This is a genomic window from Psychrilyobacter sp. (assembly GCF_037132775.1).
In the GTDB taxonomy this organism is placed as follows: Bacteria; Fusobacteriota; Fusobacteriia; order Fusobacteriales; family Fusobacteriaceae; genus Psychrilyobacter.
On the sequence record NZ_JBAHZY010000005.1, the window covers coordinates 1 to 18960 of the forward strand.

Annotated in this window: 13 protein-coding genes and 2 pseudogenes; 7 read left to right on the forward strand and 8 right to left on the reverse strand. The window is 32.2% G+C overall.

The window, feature by feature from the left end:
* The first annotated feature begins 331 nt into the window (after positions 1–331).
* Complete coding sequence (locus V5784_RS00200) at positions 332–955, forward strand: hypothetical protein (protein ID WP_336887035.1); 624 nt, start codon at positions 332–334, stop codon at positions 953–955.
* A gap of 146 nt (positions 956–1101) precedes the next feature.
* Here V5784_RS00200 and V5784_RS00205 read toward each other — a convergent pair whose 3' ends face one another.
* From V5784_RS00205 to V5784_RS00225, 5 genes and pseudogenes are all read right to left on the reverse strand, one after another.
* Positions 1102–1905: a hypothetical protein gene (locus V5784_RS00205; protein WP_336887036.1), complete on the reverse strand. Its 804-nt coding sequence runs from the start codon at positions 1903–1905 to the stop codon at positions 1102–1104.
* 197 nt (positions 1906–2102) lie between these two features.
* Positions 2103–2993, reverse strand: a complete 891-nt coding sequence (locus V5784_RS00210; RefSeq protein ID WP_336887037.1) for a glycine betaine ABC transporter substrate-binding protein — start codon at positions 2991–2993, stop codon at positions 2103–2105.
* 112 nt (positions 2994–3105) lie between these two features.
* Positions 3106–3756, reverse strand: coding sequence for an ABC transporter permease (locus V5784_RS00215; RefSeq protein ID WP_336887038.1), 651 nt, complete (start codon positions 3754–3756; stop codon positions 3106–3108).
* Between the two features lie 3 nt (positions 3757–3759).
* The gene (locus tag V5784_RS00220; protein WP_336887039.1) at positions 3760–4908 is read right to left on the reverse strand and encodes an ABC transporter ATP-binding protein; all 1149 of its coding nucleotides are present in this window, start codon (positions 4906–4908) and stop codon (positions 3760–3762) included.
* Between the two features lie 381 nt (positions 4909–5289).
* Positions 5290–5478: pseudogene (locus tag V5784_RS00225) on the reverse strand (Rdx family protein); the annotation flags it as partial.
* 504 nt (positions 5479–5982) lie between these two features.
* Between V5784_RS00225 and V5784_RS00230 the strand changes: the two are divergent.
* Positions 5983–6237: a hypothetical protein gene (locus V5784_RS00230; RefSeq protein ID WP_336887040.1), complete on the forward strand. Its 255-nt coding sequence runs from the start codon at positions 5983–5985 to the stop codon at positions 6235–6237.
* Positions 6238–6293: 56 nt separating this feature from the next.
* On the opposite strand, the gene V5784_RS00235 is transcribed toward V5784_RS00230, so the two are convergent.
* A complete protein-coding gene (locus V5784_RS00235) occupies positions 6294–6725 on the reverse strand; it encodes a MarR family transcriptional regulator (RefSeq protein ID WP_336887041.1) in 432 nt (143 codons plus the stop codon).
* A gap of 200 nt (positions 6726–6925) precedes the next feature.
* Between V5784_RS00235 and V5784_RS00240 the strand changes: the two genes are divergently transcribed.
* Both V5784_RS00240 and sstT read left to right on the forward strand, forming a co-directional pair.
* Positions 6926–8635, forward strand: coding sequence for a flavocytochrome c (locus tag V5784_RS00240; RefSeq protein WP_336887042.1), 1710 nt, complete (start codon positions 6926–6928; stop codon positions 8633–8635).
* A 365-nt stretch (positions 8636–9000) separates the two neighbouring features.
* The gene (sstT, locus tag V5784_RS00245; RefSeq protein ID WP_336887043.1) at positions 9001–10236 is read left to right on the forward strand and encodes a serine/threonine transporter SstT; all 1236 of its coding nucleotides are present in this window, start codon (positions 9001–9003) and stop codon (positions 10234–10236) included.
* A gap of 44 nt (positions 10237–10280) precedes the next feature.
* On the opposite strand, the gene V5784_RS00250 is transcribed toward sstT, so the two are convergent.
* Positions 10281–10823: a manganese efflux pump MntP family protein gene (locus tag V5784_RS00250; RefSeq protein WP_336887044.1), complete on the reverse strand. Its 543-nt coding sequence runs from the start codon at positions 10821–10823 to the stop codon at positions 10281–10283.
* A gap of 143 nt (positions 10824–10966) precedes the next feature.
* On the opposite strand from V5784_RS00250, the gene V5784_RS00255 reads away from it, so the two are divergent.
* The gene (locus V5784_RS00255) at positions 10967–11350 is read left to right on the forward strand and encodes a cupredoxin domain-containing protein (protein ID WP_336887045.1); all 384 of its coding nucleotides are present in this window, start codon (positions 10967–10969) and stop codon (positions 11348–11350) included.
* Between the two features lie 102 nt (positions 11351–11452).
* On the opposite strand, the pseudogene V5784_RS00260 reads toward V5784_RS00255, so the two are convergent.
* Positions 11453–12759: pseudogene (locus V5784_RS00260) on the reverse strand (IS3 family transposase).
* 212 nt (positions 12760–12971) lie between these two features.
* On the opposite strand from V5784_RS00260, the gene V5784_RS00265 reads away from it, so the two are divergent.
* Together V5784_RS00265 and thrS are read left to right on the forward strand one after the other, a co-directional pair.
* On the forward strand, positions 12972–16628 hold the full coding sequence (locus tag V5784_RS00265; RefSeq protein ID WP_336887046.1) for a hypothetical protein: 3657 nt from the start codon (positions 12972–12974) through the stop codon (positions 16626–16628).
* A 269-nt stretch (positions 16629–16897) separates the two neighbouring features.
* Positions 16898–18811, forward strand: coding sequence for a threonine--tRNA ligase (gene thrS / locus V5784_RS00270; protein WP_336887047.1), 1914 nt, complete (start codon positions 16898–16900; stop codon positions 18809–18811).
* The last annotated feature ends 149 nt before the right edge of the window (positions 18812–18960 follow it).

An 18960-nucleotide genomic window follows, 5' to 3' on the forward strand; every position in this document is an offset into this window, starting at 1 on the left:
CGATCTTAAATTTAAACTTAGAAGAGTAAGTTTTTCGTGTATTCATAATCAAAATCCCCCATATTGTTTTCTTAAATTATACCCTATTTTTTTGCTTAAGGTTAAACACTCTTTGTATGAATTTATACGACCATTATATTATAACTCTCAATATTAGATACTAGTTCGTGAGGTGTATCTTTAATGGAATATTTTTTCATATTTTTTCTCCTTATGTGAGATATCTCATATTATTATATACTGAATTCCATTAGAATAATAGTGTAATTGATTCTAGAACTCAGTACATTTTAACAACTTAGATTTTATAAATACAAAAGGAGGTTATTTTATGAACATACTCAAAAAAATTATCAAGTCATATATTTTCTACACATTATCTGCTTTAGGGATTAGTTTAGGTATAATTGCCAATGTAGGTGTAAGTAGCTATAATTCAATGAACCTATCCCTGGCACATGCCAATGATATTAAAATTGGAACAATAACTATTTTTTTTAATATTTCTATTCTACTCATCTATATGATTTTAACTAAATTTATACACAGATATAAATATTTAATGCAAGCATTCTCCGTATTTATGTTTGGAACATTTATCAATTATTTCACCTATGGCGTCTTGGATGGAATAACCAGTCACAGTTATATTCAAAGGGTTCTTCTCTTTAGTGGAGGAACGATTATAAGTGGATTATCAATAGGTATGATAATTTACTATAATGTAATCACTTTTCCTCTGGAAAGTTTGTGTATAAAAATTTCCGAAATAAGTAAAATTCCTTTTATCAAATTAAGATATTCTGTTGATGTAATTTCAGTATTAGTTTCAGTAGGTGTTTCTCTATTTAATGGATTACCGATCTACGTTAGGGAGGGCACAGTAATTAGTATGATTTTATTATCTTTAACTATAAACTTCTCCAAAAACTATGCAGAGAATAAAAATAGTTAGCAAATAGGAATTCAAAACCCTTCATACTAAAAAAAGATGATTCCTGTACAATACAAAAATCATCTTTTAACAGTATCTTAACCATACCTTTTTTTAAGTATCCTTGACAAAGGGTAGAGTTTATAATATCCCTGCCCTTTCTCAAATCACATTGAAAGTTCTTTTATAAAGTTAATAGTGGTTTCATTATTTTTACTGTCATATTCCAGCTCCAGCACTACTACGTTATCATACTCGATAGTTTTGTAGATATCTCCGTTGCTGTATTTTTTATTGCACATATTTTCAGTTGCATTAAATGAACTGTCTCTTTTGAATATGAGCTCCTGAAGATCTTCGTAGAAATATGCGAACATATCTTCCTCAGCAAGGGATATAAACCCTACTTCATCAACAGTCTCTTCCAAAAGGTTCCCTTTATAATTAACTACAAATTCACTTCCCTCCCTTGTTACAGGAAGTATTATCAGATAGTTATTTTTATTGAGATAAATATCCAGTCTAGAAACACGAGATCCAGTCCATTTGAAATCTACATCTTGTAAAAACCATCCAAACTTCTTTAATTCGTCAAAGTTGTCAAAATTTTCAATTATCTTTCTATTTATTACTTCAAACTTCATCCTCATATCATTTCTTAAGCTGCTATCCAATAGAAACTTAGTTTTATTCAACTGTTCCCATTTATTGGCAAACTCTATGAATACAGTCTCTGCCTCATCAATGGAAGAAAATTTTTCCAGTTTATAAGCCTTTCTTCTTTTGGTCATATTTATTTTTTCATTTTTAAATTTTGATAAAATATATCTTAGTTTATTACTAGAATTTTTACCTACCCCTTTTTTATCCAGGACTTTTAAATCCTCCATAGAAAGTCTGAAATTTGCTACTCTTAAAACTTCTTCTTTCGGCTTTCTTCCAGCACCTAAACGTGCTCCTCCCTTTGACATTTGCATCCTCCCAACTAAAAAATAATAACATAACGTAATCTATCACACTGCATATTTATTGTCAAACGAATCTTATCTTGCCGCTGTTTTATTCTCATCAACTGATTATCATAAAAAGGTACTGACAACAAAATAGCTGTAATTTAAAAGTTGAGCATCGGAAATGTTGCCCCGATGCTCAACTTTTAAATTAAAACTTATAAAAGTTCTTTTTCCCTAAGAAACTCTTCTGCCACAATCCTTGTAGGAACTCCATCTTCCTCAGCTCTATAGTTCATCTTCTGCATCTCTGTCTCACTGACCTGACCCGCAAGTTTCCCTAGAGCTTCTACTACATCAGGATGAGTCTCTGCAAATTCACCGTTTAAAAGCGGTGCAGCATAGTATGATGGGAAGAAGTCCTTATCATCTTCTAATATAACAAGATTATGTGTTATAAGTTTCCCGTCTGTAGAAAAAGCATCTGTAACATCTATCTTACCATCTTTTATGGCAGTATAACGAAGTCCTACGTCAAGTCCTTTTTCCTCTTTAAATTCCATCCCCAGATAGGCCTTCTTAAGACCCAACATTCCGTCTTCTCTTTCAAGGAATTCCATACTCGCTCCGAGTACCAGTTCATCGGAAACCTTTGCTATATCTGAAAATGTTGTCAGATTATATTTCTCAGCAGTTTCAGCTCTTACTCCAAGAGTATATTTGTTGTTATAACCTAAATCATTTAAATAATCCAGATTTTCCTCTGCCTTAAGTCTATCCTTTACAAGTTTATAAATTTTATCAGGATCTTTTAATCCACTTTCATTCAAAAGAGCTACATATACCGTCCCAGTAAATTCAGGATAAAGATCTATAGCTCCACTTTTTAGGGCTTCATATGCAATCTTTGTTCCCCCTAATTCTTTTACATCAGTCTTATAATCAGTGTGATTCTCGATCATAACTGCAAATAATTGTCCCAGCACTCTCTGCTCTGTATAGTTTTTGTGACCAATCTTGATTGTTTCTACCTCGTCCTCTTTTTTCCCACATGCAACAAATACCATAATTACCATAATAAGTACTACACTTCTAAATAACTTACTCATCTTTTAATCCCCCTTAGTTTTATATAATCAATTTAATAACTTGACCTAAAAAATCAATTCAAATATTTTTAATTTATACCTTCATCCCTAATAAATTTTATAACTTTAAAATTTATTGGTTGTTCTTTAACCCTTGAGGAGTCAGCTTTTTTTCCACAACACCTAAAATAAAATCAACCGACATTGCCAAAATGGCTGTTGGTATAGCTCCAGCTAAGATCAACTGATTATTACCCATGGATATTCCCTTAAAGATAAACTCCCCTAGTCCTCCAGCGCCTATAAGAGCCGCTATTGTTGCAGTACCGATATTGATTACCGTGGATATTCTGATCCCTCCCATGATAATAGGCAGGGCCAGAGGTATTTCCACCATTGTCAGTATCTGTGTCTTGGTCATCCCCATTCCTCTTCCAGCTTCAATTATCGAAGGCTCTATACTGTTTATTCCTATATATGTATTTTTAATAATAGGCAGTAATGCATATAAAAATAAAACAAATATTGCAGGAATGAAGCCTATTCCCATAATTGGAATTATAAGTCCAAACAGAGCCAGACTTGGCAAAGTTTGGAATATATTTGCAGTACTTAGTATCACATTGGTTACCTTCTTGTTTTTAGTTATATATATTCCCAGAGGCACCCCTACAACAATTGCAAGCAAAACCGCAACTCCTGTTATCTTCATGTGTTCCCCTGTTAGTTTAATAATTTCTGCACCTCTATACTCTAAAAATTGTAAAAAATCTATTTTATTCATATCTTAAAGTTCCCCTCCTTCTATACTTGGAGATATTTCTGCAATTATGTTAAGAAGACTTATTGGAGTAATTGCTCCAACCAATAATTTTTCTTTATTTACTATCGGTATGAATCTGAAGTTTATTTTTGACATTATATTCAGAACTTCCACCATATTAGTATTTTCATCTATAATAAAATCTTCACTGGATGCCATTATTTCTCTCATCTTCATACTGTGACCGTTGTTTTTCATTATCATGTTTCTTGTTACTACTCCTACAGGTTTTTGTTTCTTTGCTCCCTCTCTGTCCACTACGATAAGGGTATTTGTCTCTCTTTCCTTCATTATCTCTATGGCTCTCGCCGGACTTCCATTCACTCCGATTTTCCCAAATTTCTTCTTCATTATATCCTTTGCCAACAGCATTTCAGGAGTTTTCCACAGTCTGTCCTTTCCAAAGAAATACTCTACAAAATCATTTTTCGGATTTTTCAGTATCTCTTCCGGCGTATCAAATTGAATAATCTCTCCGTCTTTAATCACGGCTATTTTATCTGCCAGCTTTAGAGCTTCATCCATATCATGAGTAACAAAAACTATCGTTTTCCCCAGTTCTTCCTGAATATTTGTCATCTCATCCTGAAGTTTTCCTCTTGTTATAGGATCCAAGGCACTGAATGGTTCATCCATGAGGATTATATCTGGGTTTACAGCCAGAGCTCTTGCTATCCCTATCCTTTGCTGCTCTCCTCCACTTAGTTCATTTGGATACCTGTAATAAAAATCTTCTGCAGGAAGATCCATAAGCTCCAGCAATTCAAAGGCTCTCGCTTTTTTCTCCTCTTTTGACCACTTCTTAAGTGTAGGAACAAGCTCTATGTTTTCACCAATTGTCATATGTGGAAACAATCCAACCTTTTGAATAACATAACCTATATTTCTCCTAAACTCCATAAGATCCTGACCCTTTATATTTTCTCCGTCTATGAATATTTCACCACTTGTTGGTTTTTCCAAAAGGTTAATCATTTTCATAGTTGTAGTCTTACCACACCCACTTTCCCCTATGAGAACAACAAACTCTCCTTTTTCAATCTTTAGATTAAGATTCTTAACCACTTTATTTTTACCATCAAAACTTTTGGTAACGTTTTTTAATTCTATCATAATTCTTTTCTCCACCTTTTTATATGACATTTTTCAATCTAATTATAACACTTTCTTTGAATTTTATCAAACCTTTAATTGAAAAACGTATTTCAAAATTCAAAAATGACTTTAAAACTAGTATAAATATATATATGTATTTATTTATTTATTTATTTATTTGTTTGTTTGTTTGTTTGTTTGTTTGTTTGTTTGTTTGTTTGTTTGTTTGTTTGTTTGTTTGTTTGTTTGTTTGTTTGTTTGTTTGTTTGTTTGTTTGTTTGTTTGTTTTATATATAAAAAAATGACTCCTATAGAATACAGAAATCATCTTTTATCAGTATATTAATCCTACCTTTTTTTTAAAGTGTCCTTAGACAAAGGGTACAGTTTATTATCTTCTTATACTTCTTTTTTTAAAAGTTTCATTATTTCATCTAGCTCTGGAAACCTTCCTAGCTTCTTTTTAGAAAACAAAAGTTTATTTCCAAGTATAACTTCAAATACTCCTCCAGATGAAGGGATCATTTTAAATTCTAAAAAATCATTCTTAAAGGGTCCTACCAAGACTCCTAAGACAGCTACTGCCTTTTTTTCATACCCTCACGATGTACAAAATTCAATTGATAATATTGGTTTCATATTCTACCTCCTTATATATTTATATTTATATTTATATTTCTATATATATAATACAAAGAAATCCGATATTTTCCTTTTATTATTATAAAAGACAACTTTAAAAGAGGATAAAATTATGTATAAAGAGATGCTACTCTATGAATGATCTAATTGAAAATCAGATGAAAATATTGTATACTTCTTTTAAAAGGTGCCAATCACTCATGGGTGTTTTAGAGAAGTTTAGAATTTTAAAGGAGGGATTTTATAGATGGATATGGTCAATCCAATAAAAACTTATAAACCATATAATGAACAAGAAAAACATGACCACGCAGGAATATCGGAGTAAAATGATTCAAATTAGATGAATCTATAGATAGATCCACAGAAGCGTGGTTTTAAAGAAAGGATCTATGCAAAACTCAATAAGAAATCAAATAAATTATAAAAAGATAGCACTGGAGGTCTAGAATGACAAAATTAAAGGAAGATAAACTTATAATCCGTATCTGTGAAGTCTGTGGAGTAAAATTTACAACACCGGACATCAATGAATATTATTGTTGTGAAGGATGTCGTATTCAGGCTAATAAGGAAAAATCAATGAAAAAACCTTCTAATAGTATTATAGGAAAGTTAAAGATGCATTCTTGTAAAAACTGCGGGAAAAAATTTATGTCTGTTAACATCGAAGAAAACTATTGTAGCGACTGTGAAAGAACTTAAATACCTTCGATTATAAAAAAATAAACATTTTAAAGACTAAAAAATTTCATAGGATTTTAGTCTTTAAAATTTTTCCTGATTTTTAAAAGCAGCCCCATCAAAACTTCCTTTTCTTCCCCTGTAAAACCAGCATAGGTTTTTTCCAAAAGTTCTGCACTAACTTCTTTAAAGGTATCTCTAAAAATCCATCCTTTTTCTGTAAGGCTAACCTCTATGACCCTAGCATCTCTTTCACTTTTTTGACGACTTATATAGTCTAATTTTTCTAATTTTTTTACCATATCAGTTACTGTAGATTTTCTCTTTCCTGTAAATTTAGCGATTCCATTCATTGTCATCACACCATCGTTGTCATACATTGCAGATAAAATAGTCCCATGACTATTAATAAGTCCAGAGATCTCTCTTTTCTTTAACTCTCCATTTATAAACTGAGCACTCTTCTCTCTGATATTTGATATTATCCCAATCACTATATCTGTTCTCATAAACACCTCCTAAAGATTATTATATATACATATGTATATATAATAACCCAAATATTAAATTAAGTACAGGATCCAAGGCAATAAGTTAGTTGAAAATTGATTGACTTATTCTCCTTATATGGTACAATACATTTTGTATAGTACGATATCGTACTATACTGGTATAAGTAGCAAATAAATAAATTTAAGGAGTAAATAATATGCAAAAATATAAAGATGGTTCATTTAAAGGTATTGGTCTTGGGTATGCAGGAGAGATTGAGGCTCTTGTTATGGTTGTTCACGGTAAAATTCATAGTATTGAATTTTTATCACACAATGAAACACCAGTAATTTCAGAACCTGCTTTTAATCTTGTTCCTGTTAAAATAATAGAAAAAAATACCATAATGGTTCCCAATGTAAAGGGTTGTTCTATGAGTTCTCAAGGGATAAAGGAAGCCGTTATGAATGCCCTTGTCCTTTCAGGAGAAAATAGTGAGGATTTATTCCAAGAATTTAAAGCTGTCGAAAATTTGGATAAGATTGTGATATGCAAAAATAAATTCAAAACTCGTGAAAATTTTGATATAGTTATTGTCGGTGGTGGCGGAGCAGGTCTCAGTGCAGCAATTTCTGCATCAAATTTAGGAGCTAAGGTTGTTCTCCTTGAAAAGATGGCAGCTGTTGGTGGGAACACTTTGGTATCTATGGGTGGAATAAATATTCCTGGAAGCGATGCACAAATTTCTAAAAAAATAGAAGATAATCCTGAGCTCTACTACAATGACGCTCTTGTTGGAGGAGATGGTGAAAACAATAAGGAGTTATTTAAGATCTTGTCCGAAAATGCTTTGGATACATATAACTGGCTCAAAGAAGATATCGGAGTGGAGTTTAAAAAAGATGAACTTATTCATTTTGGTGTGCATACTGTTCCAAGGGCAGCGATATTTAAAGGTAAATATGTCGTAGAATTGATCTCCAAATTAAGAAAAAAAGCTGAAAATTTAGGAGTAGAGATCAGAACAGGGGTGGAAGCTAAGGAGATAATAACAAAGGATCAGGAAGTCATTGGTATTAAAGCTCTAGTTGAAGGAAAGTCAGTAGAATTTTTTGGTAGCAGGGGAGTCATATTTACTACAGGGGGATTTTCTGGAAATATAGAGATGAGAAAAAAATACAATCCCGAATTAGATGAAAGATATAAAACTACCAATCAAAGTGGGATAACTGGAGACGGTCACCTAATGTGTGAAAAACTAGGAGTAGATTTTATCCATATGTCATATATACAAACCTTTCCTATTTCTAATCCTTTAACTGGAACATTATCTCATGTAGGCGGTTCAAGGTTTGATGGTGCAATACTAGTCAATAGATCTGGAAAAAGATTTGTAGAAGAGTTAGAGAGAAGAGACATCGTTTCTCAAGCTATCCTAGGTCAAGATGGTGGAGTAGGATATCTTGTGTGGGGACAGGAAGTAGAAGCAGTTGCAAATAGAACGACTGATAATAAAGCAGAGGTCAATAGTTTAATAAGAGCTGATTTGTTTATAGAAGGTAACATAGCAGAATGCAGTAAAAAAATGAATGTAAATTTAGCGACATTAAAGGATACTATAAATACATATAATTCATATGCAGAAAATGGAAAAGATCAGGAATTCAATCGAAGAGGAAATCTTATAAAGATAAAAAAAGGTCCTTTCTATATTCAAACTGCTGCACCAGCGGTTCATCATACTATGGGTGGAATAAAAATAAATAGTGAAAATGAGGTTTTAGATGTAAAAGGAAATATAATCAAAGGTCTTTACGCTGCTGGGGAGATTGTAGGCGGTATTCATGGAACAAATAGACTAGGCGGAAATGCAATAACTGACATCTTAGTCTTCGGAAAGAGAGTCGGAGAAAAAATAATGAAATAATTATACTATTTATTGTATATTAAGAGTTAGATCAAAGATTTAACTCTTTTTTTATATTTTTTTTCACTTTAATGAAAAAAAAAATTCTTTTTTTTCAACTTTTTTAAAAAATATAATAAAAAAATAGTATCTTTTTTAAAAAAGTATCTTTTCACAACTATTTAAACTAAAAAAATTAAAATTTTGTATTTTTACCACACTAAAAAACCTTTTTTATTACGTTTTGACTTTAAATTAAACTGAAAGTGTGGTATTATATTATCAAATAACAAAAGTGTCCTATAAAATTAACATTTCCAAAACAAATTAAAGGAGATCAATTAACTGATTAGGTGACATAAATAAAATTATAAGGTGGTAATATTATGTTTAGTAAATGGAATCAATTAAGTTTAGTAAAAAGAATAGTTATCGGTCTAATCGTCGGTATTATCTTAGCAATCACTGTACCAGATGCAGCAAAACCAGTTGAGTTATTGGGATCACTATTTGTAGGAGCACTAAAAGCAGTAGCACCTATCTTAGTATTCTTCTTAGTAATGTCAGCAGTATCTCAGCATAAACCTGGTCAGAAAACAAATATGAAATCTGTTATCAGTCTTTATCTTATCGGAACATTCTTAGCCGGTGTAGTTGCCGTAGTAGGAAGTTTCATATTCCCAGTAACTATTGCCTTAGGAAAGGGAGTGGAAAATGTATCTCCTCCAAGTGGTGTAAGTGAAGTATTAAAAACATTATTAATGAACGTTGTAGACAATCCAATAAACGCATTAGCGAATGCAAACTATATCGGAATCTTAGTTTGGGCATTATTATTAGGAGTAGCATTAAAGCATGCACCGGCTTCTACTAAAACAATGATCACAGACTTTTCAAACGCACTATCTCAAGTTGTAAGATGGGTTATTCACTTAGCTCCATTTGGTATCATGGGATTAGTATTCAGTGCAATTGCAACTAGTGGATTAGCTTCATTATTACAGTATGGTAAATTGTTAGCATTATTATTAGGATCTATGGCATTTATGGCACTGGTAGTAAATCCAGCTATCTCATATGTTATGATGAGACAAAATCCTTATCCATTAGTCTTCAGATGTTTAAAGCAAAGTGGACTTACAGCTTTCTTTACTCGAAGTTCAGCTGCAAACATCCCAGTAAACATGGAATTATGTGAAGAATTAGGATTAGATAAAGATATGTATTCAGTATCTATCCCTCTAGGAGCCACTATAAACATGGCAGGAGCAGCTATCACAATATCTGTATTAACTCTTGCAGCAGTACATACATTAGGTATCCAAGTAGACTTCGGAACTGCTCTTATCCTAAGTATTTTAGCAGCTGTCAGTGCTTGTGGAGCATCTGGTGTAGCAGGTGGATCATTACTTCTTATCCCATTAGCTTGTAGCTTATTTGGTATCCCAAATGAAGTGGCAATGCAAGTAGTAGGAGTAGGATTCGTAATTGGAGTAATCCAAGATTCAGTAGAAACTGGCCTTAACTCTTCAACAGACGCATTATTTACAGCTGTAGCTGAGTTTTCTCAATGGAGAAAAGAAGGAAAGGAAATCGTTATCAATAAACAAGTTAACTTATAAGAATAAAATAAAAAACCCTCAGAAAATTCTGAGGGTTTTTTATTTTATGTTAAATGTTGTATCAATATATTGACCCCCATCCCTATGAGGATTATTCCACCTGCATATTCCGCCTTTGCTCCCAATAGTTGTCCCACTTTATTTCCCAGATAAACTCCTACAGAGGATAAAATAAAAGTAATCACTCCTATTACCGCTATGGATAAATAGATATTTAGCCCAGGTAATAACGAAAAGAAAAATCCCACAGCCAATGCATCGACGCTGGTAGCTATCCCTAAAACTATAATATTAGAAGTTTTCTCACAATTTCCAAATTCCCTGGCATCTATTATCATCTTGATACCTATTAAAACAAGGAGCCCAAAAGCTATCCAATGATCAAATCTCGCTATTTTATCATAGAATAATCCTCCTATTGCCCAGCCTAAGAGTGGCATAAACCCTTGGAAAATCCCAAATACCAAGGCTACCCGAAGTATCGATTTAATGTGGAGTCTTTTTAGGGATATCCCCTCGGTCAATGATACTGCAAATGCATCCATAGCTAACCCTATGGAAATAAAAAAAAGTGCTGTAAAGTTCATGTGTCCCTCCTAAATTTATATTTACTTTAGTATTATACTAAAAAACTTCTTCCATGTCTTCTAAATTAATTTTAAAGGAATTTTAGTCGATACAAGGTAAAACAAATAGACACATCTATAAAAAAATCTAAGGAGGAAAATTCATGAAAAAATTAATATTTTTATTTGTCTTTATTGTTTCTATTCTCAGTTTTGCCGTTACTCAAAAAACAGATTTTTCAATCTACAACCTCTCCGGTAAAATAGTTTCCGGTGTTAGAGTCATAGAAGTTGAATCTTTTAGATATTCCTATTCTCCCGATGTTATTGTTGTAAATACCGGTGAAAAGATAAAGATAAAATTTTCTACTCAAGATACAGAACATGGATTTAAAATTTCTAAAATAAATTTTAATCTTAAAGCTAAAAAAGGAAGACCTGCAGAAGGTGAGTTTGTAGCTCCTAGACCTGGTGTCTATGAAATAACGTGCTCTGTATTTTGCGGTTCAGGACATAGAGATATGAATGGAAAATTAATAGTTAGATAGCAAATTATCCGGTTATTATTGAGTTTATTCAAATAATAAAAGGAGTCTGCCTATAATCTGTAACCTTTGTCAAGGACACTAGAAAAAAAGAGGGGTAAAATTTTAAACAACCAAAAGGTGAATTCTGTATTCTACAGGAGTCATCTTTTTTAGATCCCATTGGTATCTATGATTGTTATAATAATCCATAAAATTTTTCATAGTTTTTTTAACTTCTTTTAAATTTTTACATTCTTTTAGATTTAAATGATCTTTCATATGACCAAAGAATGATTCCATAGGTGCATTGTCCCAACAATTTCCTTTTCTAGACATTGATTGTTTGATATTCTTCTTCTTTAATAAAGATCGGAATTCAGGGCTTGTGTAGTGAACTCCTTGATCGGAATGTATAAAACATCCTTCAGCTAATTTAAATCTTTTTCTACATAATTTTTCTATAGTATTTGTGGCTATTTCTAATTTTAAGTTCTCTGAAACTTTATAAGCTAGTATTTCATTGGTTGATCCATCCTTTATCGCTGATAAGTAGGCTCGTTTGCCATTCCCATAGGGTAAATAGCTTATATCTGTCAACAGTACTTTTCTAGAGATTCCTTGTTTGAATTCTCTATTAAGTTCATTAGGGACAGTGCTATGCTCTTGCGTGGCTTTTGCGATTTGTTTATATTTATTTGGTTTTCTATGAGGGCAGATAATTCTGTATTTTCGCATTATTCTACCTATTTTTTTCAAGCTATAGGTGATGTTAGAATCTCTTTCTAAATTTATTTTTATTGACCTAGCACCTCTTTTATAACCTTTTTTACCAAAAGCTTTAAGAATTATTAGCTTCGATTCTAAGTCCTTTATTTCCTTTAATTGTCTATTGTTTTCAGAATTTAAATAGTTATAGAATCCAGATCTTGAAACTCCTGCGACATTGCATAGAAATCTAGTTAAACCTTTTAAATCATATTTTTCAATAGTTAATTTAATCATTTCAAATATATCAGATTTGTTTACCAACCCCTTTTCATCTTTTTTAACTTTTTTAAAAATTCATTCTCAATTTCTAATAATTTTATTTTAGCTTCTAATTTATTCATTTTTTCAGCATCAGTTAATTCTCTGCTTTTAGGTCTACCGGAAGAATGTTCCCTAAAGTCTTTTAAACCTAAGAGTCCATCTTTAGCATATGATTTTTTCCATCTCTGAGAAGATTGTTCTACCCTTTTAATACCGATCATTTCTATATCAAATCCATTTTTTTCAAAAATAACCCGCGGTAATTTACCTTTAGAATATTCCTCAATAAAATTTTCTTTAAATTCAGTAGAATAAGTAATAGATTTTTCAGAAATCTTAATAACATTGATATTTTTGGATAATATTTTTATTTCTTTTTGGCTAAATATTTTTTTAGACATAGTGAACTTCTTAATATTTTTTTATAGTATACAAAAAACCTGTGAATTAGACACTCTTTTTCTAGTGTCCAGTTCATAGGTTACAGTATATTCGAACTCTTTTTTTATTCTTGTTTTTTTGAGTTTTTTATGATTAAAATCATAGAAATTTATGTTATACTTTATTTACTATAATAGAAAAAAATGCTTAAAATTAGGGGAGACATGATGATATGAAAAATTTAAATTCAAAGTCCCTTGCTATCCTACTATTTTGTGTTGTTCAAATATCCTTTGGTGCAAAGGAACCAAGATTTGGAAATGACCTAAATAAAGCGGCTTCAGCAGGGCTTTTTTCGACTGTAAATGATATAAGTAAAGTTAGCAGTGATGGTGATGGTGCTGCTATCTCTAGCGAAAGTTTAGTTATTGATACAAAAAATGATACCCTGACAGCTGAGGGAGGGGTCAAGTTTCAATACCAAGGATTAAAACTCCAAGCTTTCGGTTTTAAAAGGGATAAAAAATCAAATATAGTTACTGCTACCGGGGATGTAAGGATCGAGATGGGAGACGGCTCCAATCAGGCTAGAATTGATTCCCCAAAAACTCTCCTTTCATTGGACAGCAGCATCCTGAAATACTATGACAGTATCTCTTATATGGAAGTCGGAGCAGTCACGGGTGCTGAGACTCCCAATGACAGAATATACTTTGGTGGAGAAGTCGGAGAATATAATAAAGAAGCTTTCACCCTAAAAAATGCCTGGTTTACTACTGATTTTAATATCTTAGAAACTGGTAATTATAAAAAAGGTGGATACTATCTTGAGTCTACAAAATTAAAAATTATACCGGATAACAAGGCTGAATTTCAGGATATTGACCTTTATATAAGCGGTCATAAGGTTGGCTGGTTCCCATGGTACGCAGTTAATATAAGACAAGGCTCCGAGGTCCCACTTTTTCCTGTTTGGGGAGATAGTACCGATTATGGATTTCATATCTCTAGTGGTATAAACTATGGAGACAGTGACAGTAAATACTTTAAAGGTGGTATCGCTCCTAAATTTTCCGACAAGCTAGGACTCTTAGTTGGAAGGTTTGAAAACTGGTATAATCTCGAAAATTATGGGCAGGGTTTAGTTACTGTTGATGATCTATTGGTATCTAAAAAAGATAGCTCTATCGATGATAGATGGGATATGGCAGCTAATCATCAATATAAAAATGATAAGGGTTATTTAAAATTAGGAGTTCAAAGTACAACTGTAAATCAGATAAGTTCTTTGGAAGATTATAGAGATGATTTGGAAAGAAGCGGTTTCTATGACGACAAAAAAAGAAATGATGGTGAAGCCATTAATTTTATCACCTTAGATTCTGAATTTAAAAATATAGGTGAAAGAAATGACATTACCCTCCATTCTAAGGTTAAGATCTTGGCTGGAGGAGAGGACGCGTATGAACAGTTAGTCGATGACCAAATGGACGACGCTTCTTTTGGTTCTGAGTTAGATCATAAATTATATACTGACCTTGGGTTTACCAAAGACAACGAAGATTATATGGTCTCCACCTACTATGACTATCTAAAAGATTTGGATCCTGGTTCTACATCTAAGGTAGATGATAATCAGTCTAGACGTGAAAATTTTGGTTTTGCATTTAATCTAAAAGAAACTAAGATTAATTTTACCTACGACCACGAAAGTGGAGATAAACTTAGAAAACTCAATTCTTGGGAACGTAGCCCTGAGTTAGAGAGTATCACAACCCTTCAAGGGGGAAGTATAAACTATGTTCCTTGGTCTGTATATGAATATGATAAAGATAACAGTGATAAGATAAAACTACACCTTGGAGAATATAGTCTTGGCAGTAGCGGTGCAACCTATAAGGTGAAATTTGATAGTCTTAGATCTGAAAAAGAATTAAATTTAGACAACGACCCATTTAGAGAAACTAGTAGCTCAAATAATACTAATTTCAATACAAGGGATCAGCAATATAACAAGGAAGATAACCTTATCTACAGTAAACACAGTGAAGATAAGGTCGCTACTGAGTTTTTCTATGACCAATATCGACTAGAACTCACCTTCGGACAGGCAAAGGAAGAGGTTTGGGACAGAGAAGGAATATATAATTATAGTAATTTAGTAGAAAATGATGCCTATAATATCTATATCAACGAATCTGATTTTGTCCAAATTGAACTAGAAGGTAAAAGACTTAACTTAGGTTATCTAGGTGAAGTAGGATTAAAATATAATTTAAGGTATGATAGTTATACCAGTGGGTATGACTCTTATTTTGGCGATAATAGTGGTGGAGACTCATCTCTACAACACCAAATCGACTTTAATCACAAGGTTACTCTTTTAGATAATACCAATAACCATTTTAGAGATGTAGACTTTAAATTAAACAATGAATTTAATTATTTTGGTCAACTTTACTCCTACGATGATGGAGGCCGTAGTGGTGATCCCACATATAATGGACAAGTTAGGTTAAAAAATAAAGACAGCATCAATGAATTCAAAGATAAAGTTACATTAGATCTTGGAAATACTACAACTATCTATACTGCTGGATATAAGCAAAGTAATGATGGATTTGATAGAGATGTAAAAAGAGACGATCTATTTACCAACAATGTAGATTTCTTAGTAGACGATGAGAAAAAATTAAATCTATACTATGATCTCGATAAAAAATATACACGTGGGGAACTTACTTCTAATGGGTATTCCTTTGATGATGAATACAACGACCTAACCAGCAATAAATTTGGTGGTAGTTATTATATCAATGAAAATTATAGGTTCTATTATAGCCATGAAACAATCGATTATACTTTGATGGAATCTCCAAAAATCCCTACTACTGATCCAAATTACAACTATGATGCAGATGAAAAGATTATTGAAAATATATATGGACTAGAAATAAAAGATGATTTAGATGTCTATAAATTTAACTATACCCATGCCTCCGATGAGAGAACTGATAACGACTTAGAAACTTTAAGTGTTAAAAATGACATTATCGGTGCCAGTTACCTAAATGGCGGAGAGGTGGAACACTTCTACCGTGCTACTTATGGAATCTATAAATATGGTCCATCACAAAGTTTGAAGGATTACTCTACAGATCAGATTTCATTCAGATATGAATACAGGGATAAGAGGTTTACCGATGAGGATCTCAAAAGCTATGCCGCAGCTGAATATAATAAAGAAAAATTAGAAATTACACCTGCGGAAATAAGCAGGGTTAAACAAATCTTAAATCAAAGAAATGACAACCAATTGGACTTTAATCTTAATTCTATTATGATTCAACAGATGAGTCGTCCTGAATACAAAAAATATTTAACCCTTTCTCTCATGGCAGAAGTACATAGGGAAGCCTATGACCAAAGCAATGACCTTTTTGGAAGTTTAAAGAAGTTAGAAGGAGATATTTATGGTTCCTATCAACGATTTGGTCTAGGATATACATACCGTGAAGAAGCTAACTTTAACAGCATTTATGATAGGGATCTCACCAAGCAAGAGCATGAATTTAGGCTCCGAGCCGGTATAGGTAAACCCAGTCAGGGATGGAATATAAAATTATCGTATAAAACCGAAGTTAATGCCGATGATGAATATGGTATCTACCTCGGGAAAGAGATGGGATACTATGAATGGTCTGTTGGATATACCAAAGATTATGATAGAACTACAAAATCATATGATGATCGTTTAGCTATTCAATTTACTCTGCTTACATTCCCAGGAGACCCTCTTTTCGGAATTGGATATAAGGATAAAAATGGAAGTGTCTCACCAAATATATGGCTTGGAAATGGTGTAGAAGTAGATGAACTAAAAAAATAATACACATTTTGACATTTTGAAAAAAATATGTTAAAATTTTTAGATAATAATATTTCAGTAGGAGTTTAAACTATGAACTTACTTACCACCACAACGGATACTTTTATTTAGGATTTGTAAATATACAGATCTTATTTCCTTTGTAAAAATATAAGTTTTGTATCTGTCTGGAATGAAAAAATATTTAACCCATCTAGATGATACTCTAGGTGGGTTCTTTTTTTAGAAAAAAATTAAAATATATATACAAATTGAGGAGTGATGTAAAGATGATTAAGATAACTTTACCAAGCGGGGATATCAAAGAATTTGACAGCCCAGTAAATATGTTTCAAATTGCCAAAAGTATAAGCAACTCATTAGCTAAAAATGCTGTAGCAGCAAAGGTCGATGGTAAATTAGTAGATATGACTACAATGCTTTTAGACGGCGCTTCTGTAGAGCTTATTATGCCTAACAGTGAAGATGGAGTAGAGGTCATCAGACATTCCACTGCACATCTTATGGCTCAAGCTGTAATAAGACTTTTCCCTGAAACTAAAGTAGCTATAGGACCTTCTATTGAATATGGATTCTACTATGACTTTGACCCTAAGGAACAATTTACAGAAGATGACTTAACTAATATCGAAGCTGAAATGAAAAAATTAGTTAAGGAAGATATCAAGATAACTAAAGAAGATATCTCCAAAGAAGATGCAATAGCAAAATTTAAAGAAGCGAGAGAGAACTATAAAGTAGAAATCATAACTGATATTGCAGTAGGAGCTCTTACTCTTTATTCTCAAGGTGAATTCACAGATCTATGTCTTGGCCCTCACGTACCTTCTACTAGATACTTAAAGTCATTTAAACTTATGTCTGTAGCTGGAGCTTATTGGAGAGGAGATTCTTCTAACAAGATGTTACAAAGAATCTACGGTATAGCATTTGATTCAGATAAAGCTTTAAAACTACACCTAAAATTTTTAGAGGAAGCCGAGAAAAGAGATCATAGAAAACTAGGTAAGGAATTAGATCTATTCTTTATGAGTGAATATGGTCCAGGATTCCCATTTTGGTTACCAAAGGGAATGGCAATAAGAAATGTATTGGAAGATCTTTGGAAATCTGAGCATAAGAATGCTGGATATGAAGAAATTAAAACTCCTGTTATGCTTAACAAGGAATTATGGGAAACTTCTGGTCATTGGTTAAACTATAAGGAGAACATGTATCTTTCAGAAATTGACAAACATGAATTTGCTATAAAACCGATGAACTGTCCTGGAGGAATTTTAGTTTACAAAAACAGTTTACACTCTTATAAAGATTTTCCTATTAGAACTGGTGAATTAGGTCTAGTACACAGACATGAATTCTCTGGTGCATTACACGGATTATTCAGAGTTAGAAATTTTACACAGGATGACGCTCATATCTTTATGACTCCAAACCAAGTTGAAGACGAGATCATAGGAGTTATCAACTTAATTGATAAATTTTACAAAAAATTATTTGGATTTGAATACAGTATCGAACTTTCTACTAAACCTGAAAAAGCTATTGGATCAGATGAAATATGGGAGCAAGCTGAATCAGCACTAGAAGGAGCTATGAAAAAAACTGGATTAGATTATAAGTTAAATCCAGGAGACGGAGCATTCTATGGTCCTAAATTAGATTTCAAAATTAAAGATTGTTTAGGTAGAGAGTGGCAATGTGGAACTATCCAACTTGACTTCAACCTTCCTGAAAGATTTGATATGACCTATATTGGAGAAGATGGTGAAAAGCATAGACCAGTTATGATTCATAGAGTAGTTTATGGTTCAGTTGAAAGATTTATTGGTATCTTAATTGAACATTTTGCAGGTGCATTCCCATTATGGTTAGCTCCTACACAAGTGAAATTACTTACTTTAAATGATGAAGTAGTTCCATATGCTAAGGAAATTATGGCTGAATTAGCTAAAGTTGGAATTAGATCTGAATTAGATGATAGAGCAGAAAAAATAGGATATAAGATAAGAGAAGCTAATGGTAAATTCAAGATTCCTGTACAACTTATTCTAGGAAAAGCTGAATCTGAAGCTAATGAAGTAAATATAAGAAGATTTGGTTCAAAAGACCAAGAAACGATGAAATTAAATGATTTCGTTTCTATGATAGTAGAGGAAGCAAAAATAAAATTTGATAAGTAAGAAAAATTAAGGGCGTATCCCAAATTTAGTGTAAATTAATTTTAACCTTCTTAGTTGATAGAGTATAATCTATTAAACTGAGGAGGTTTTTATGGTTAAGAAAAGAAGAAGAGAGGTAGATCCATTAATTGCTGAAATTATGGATAAAT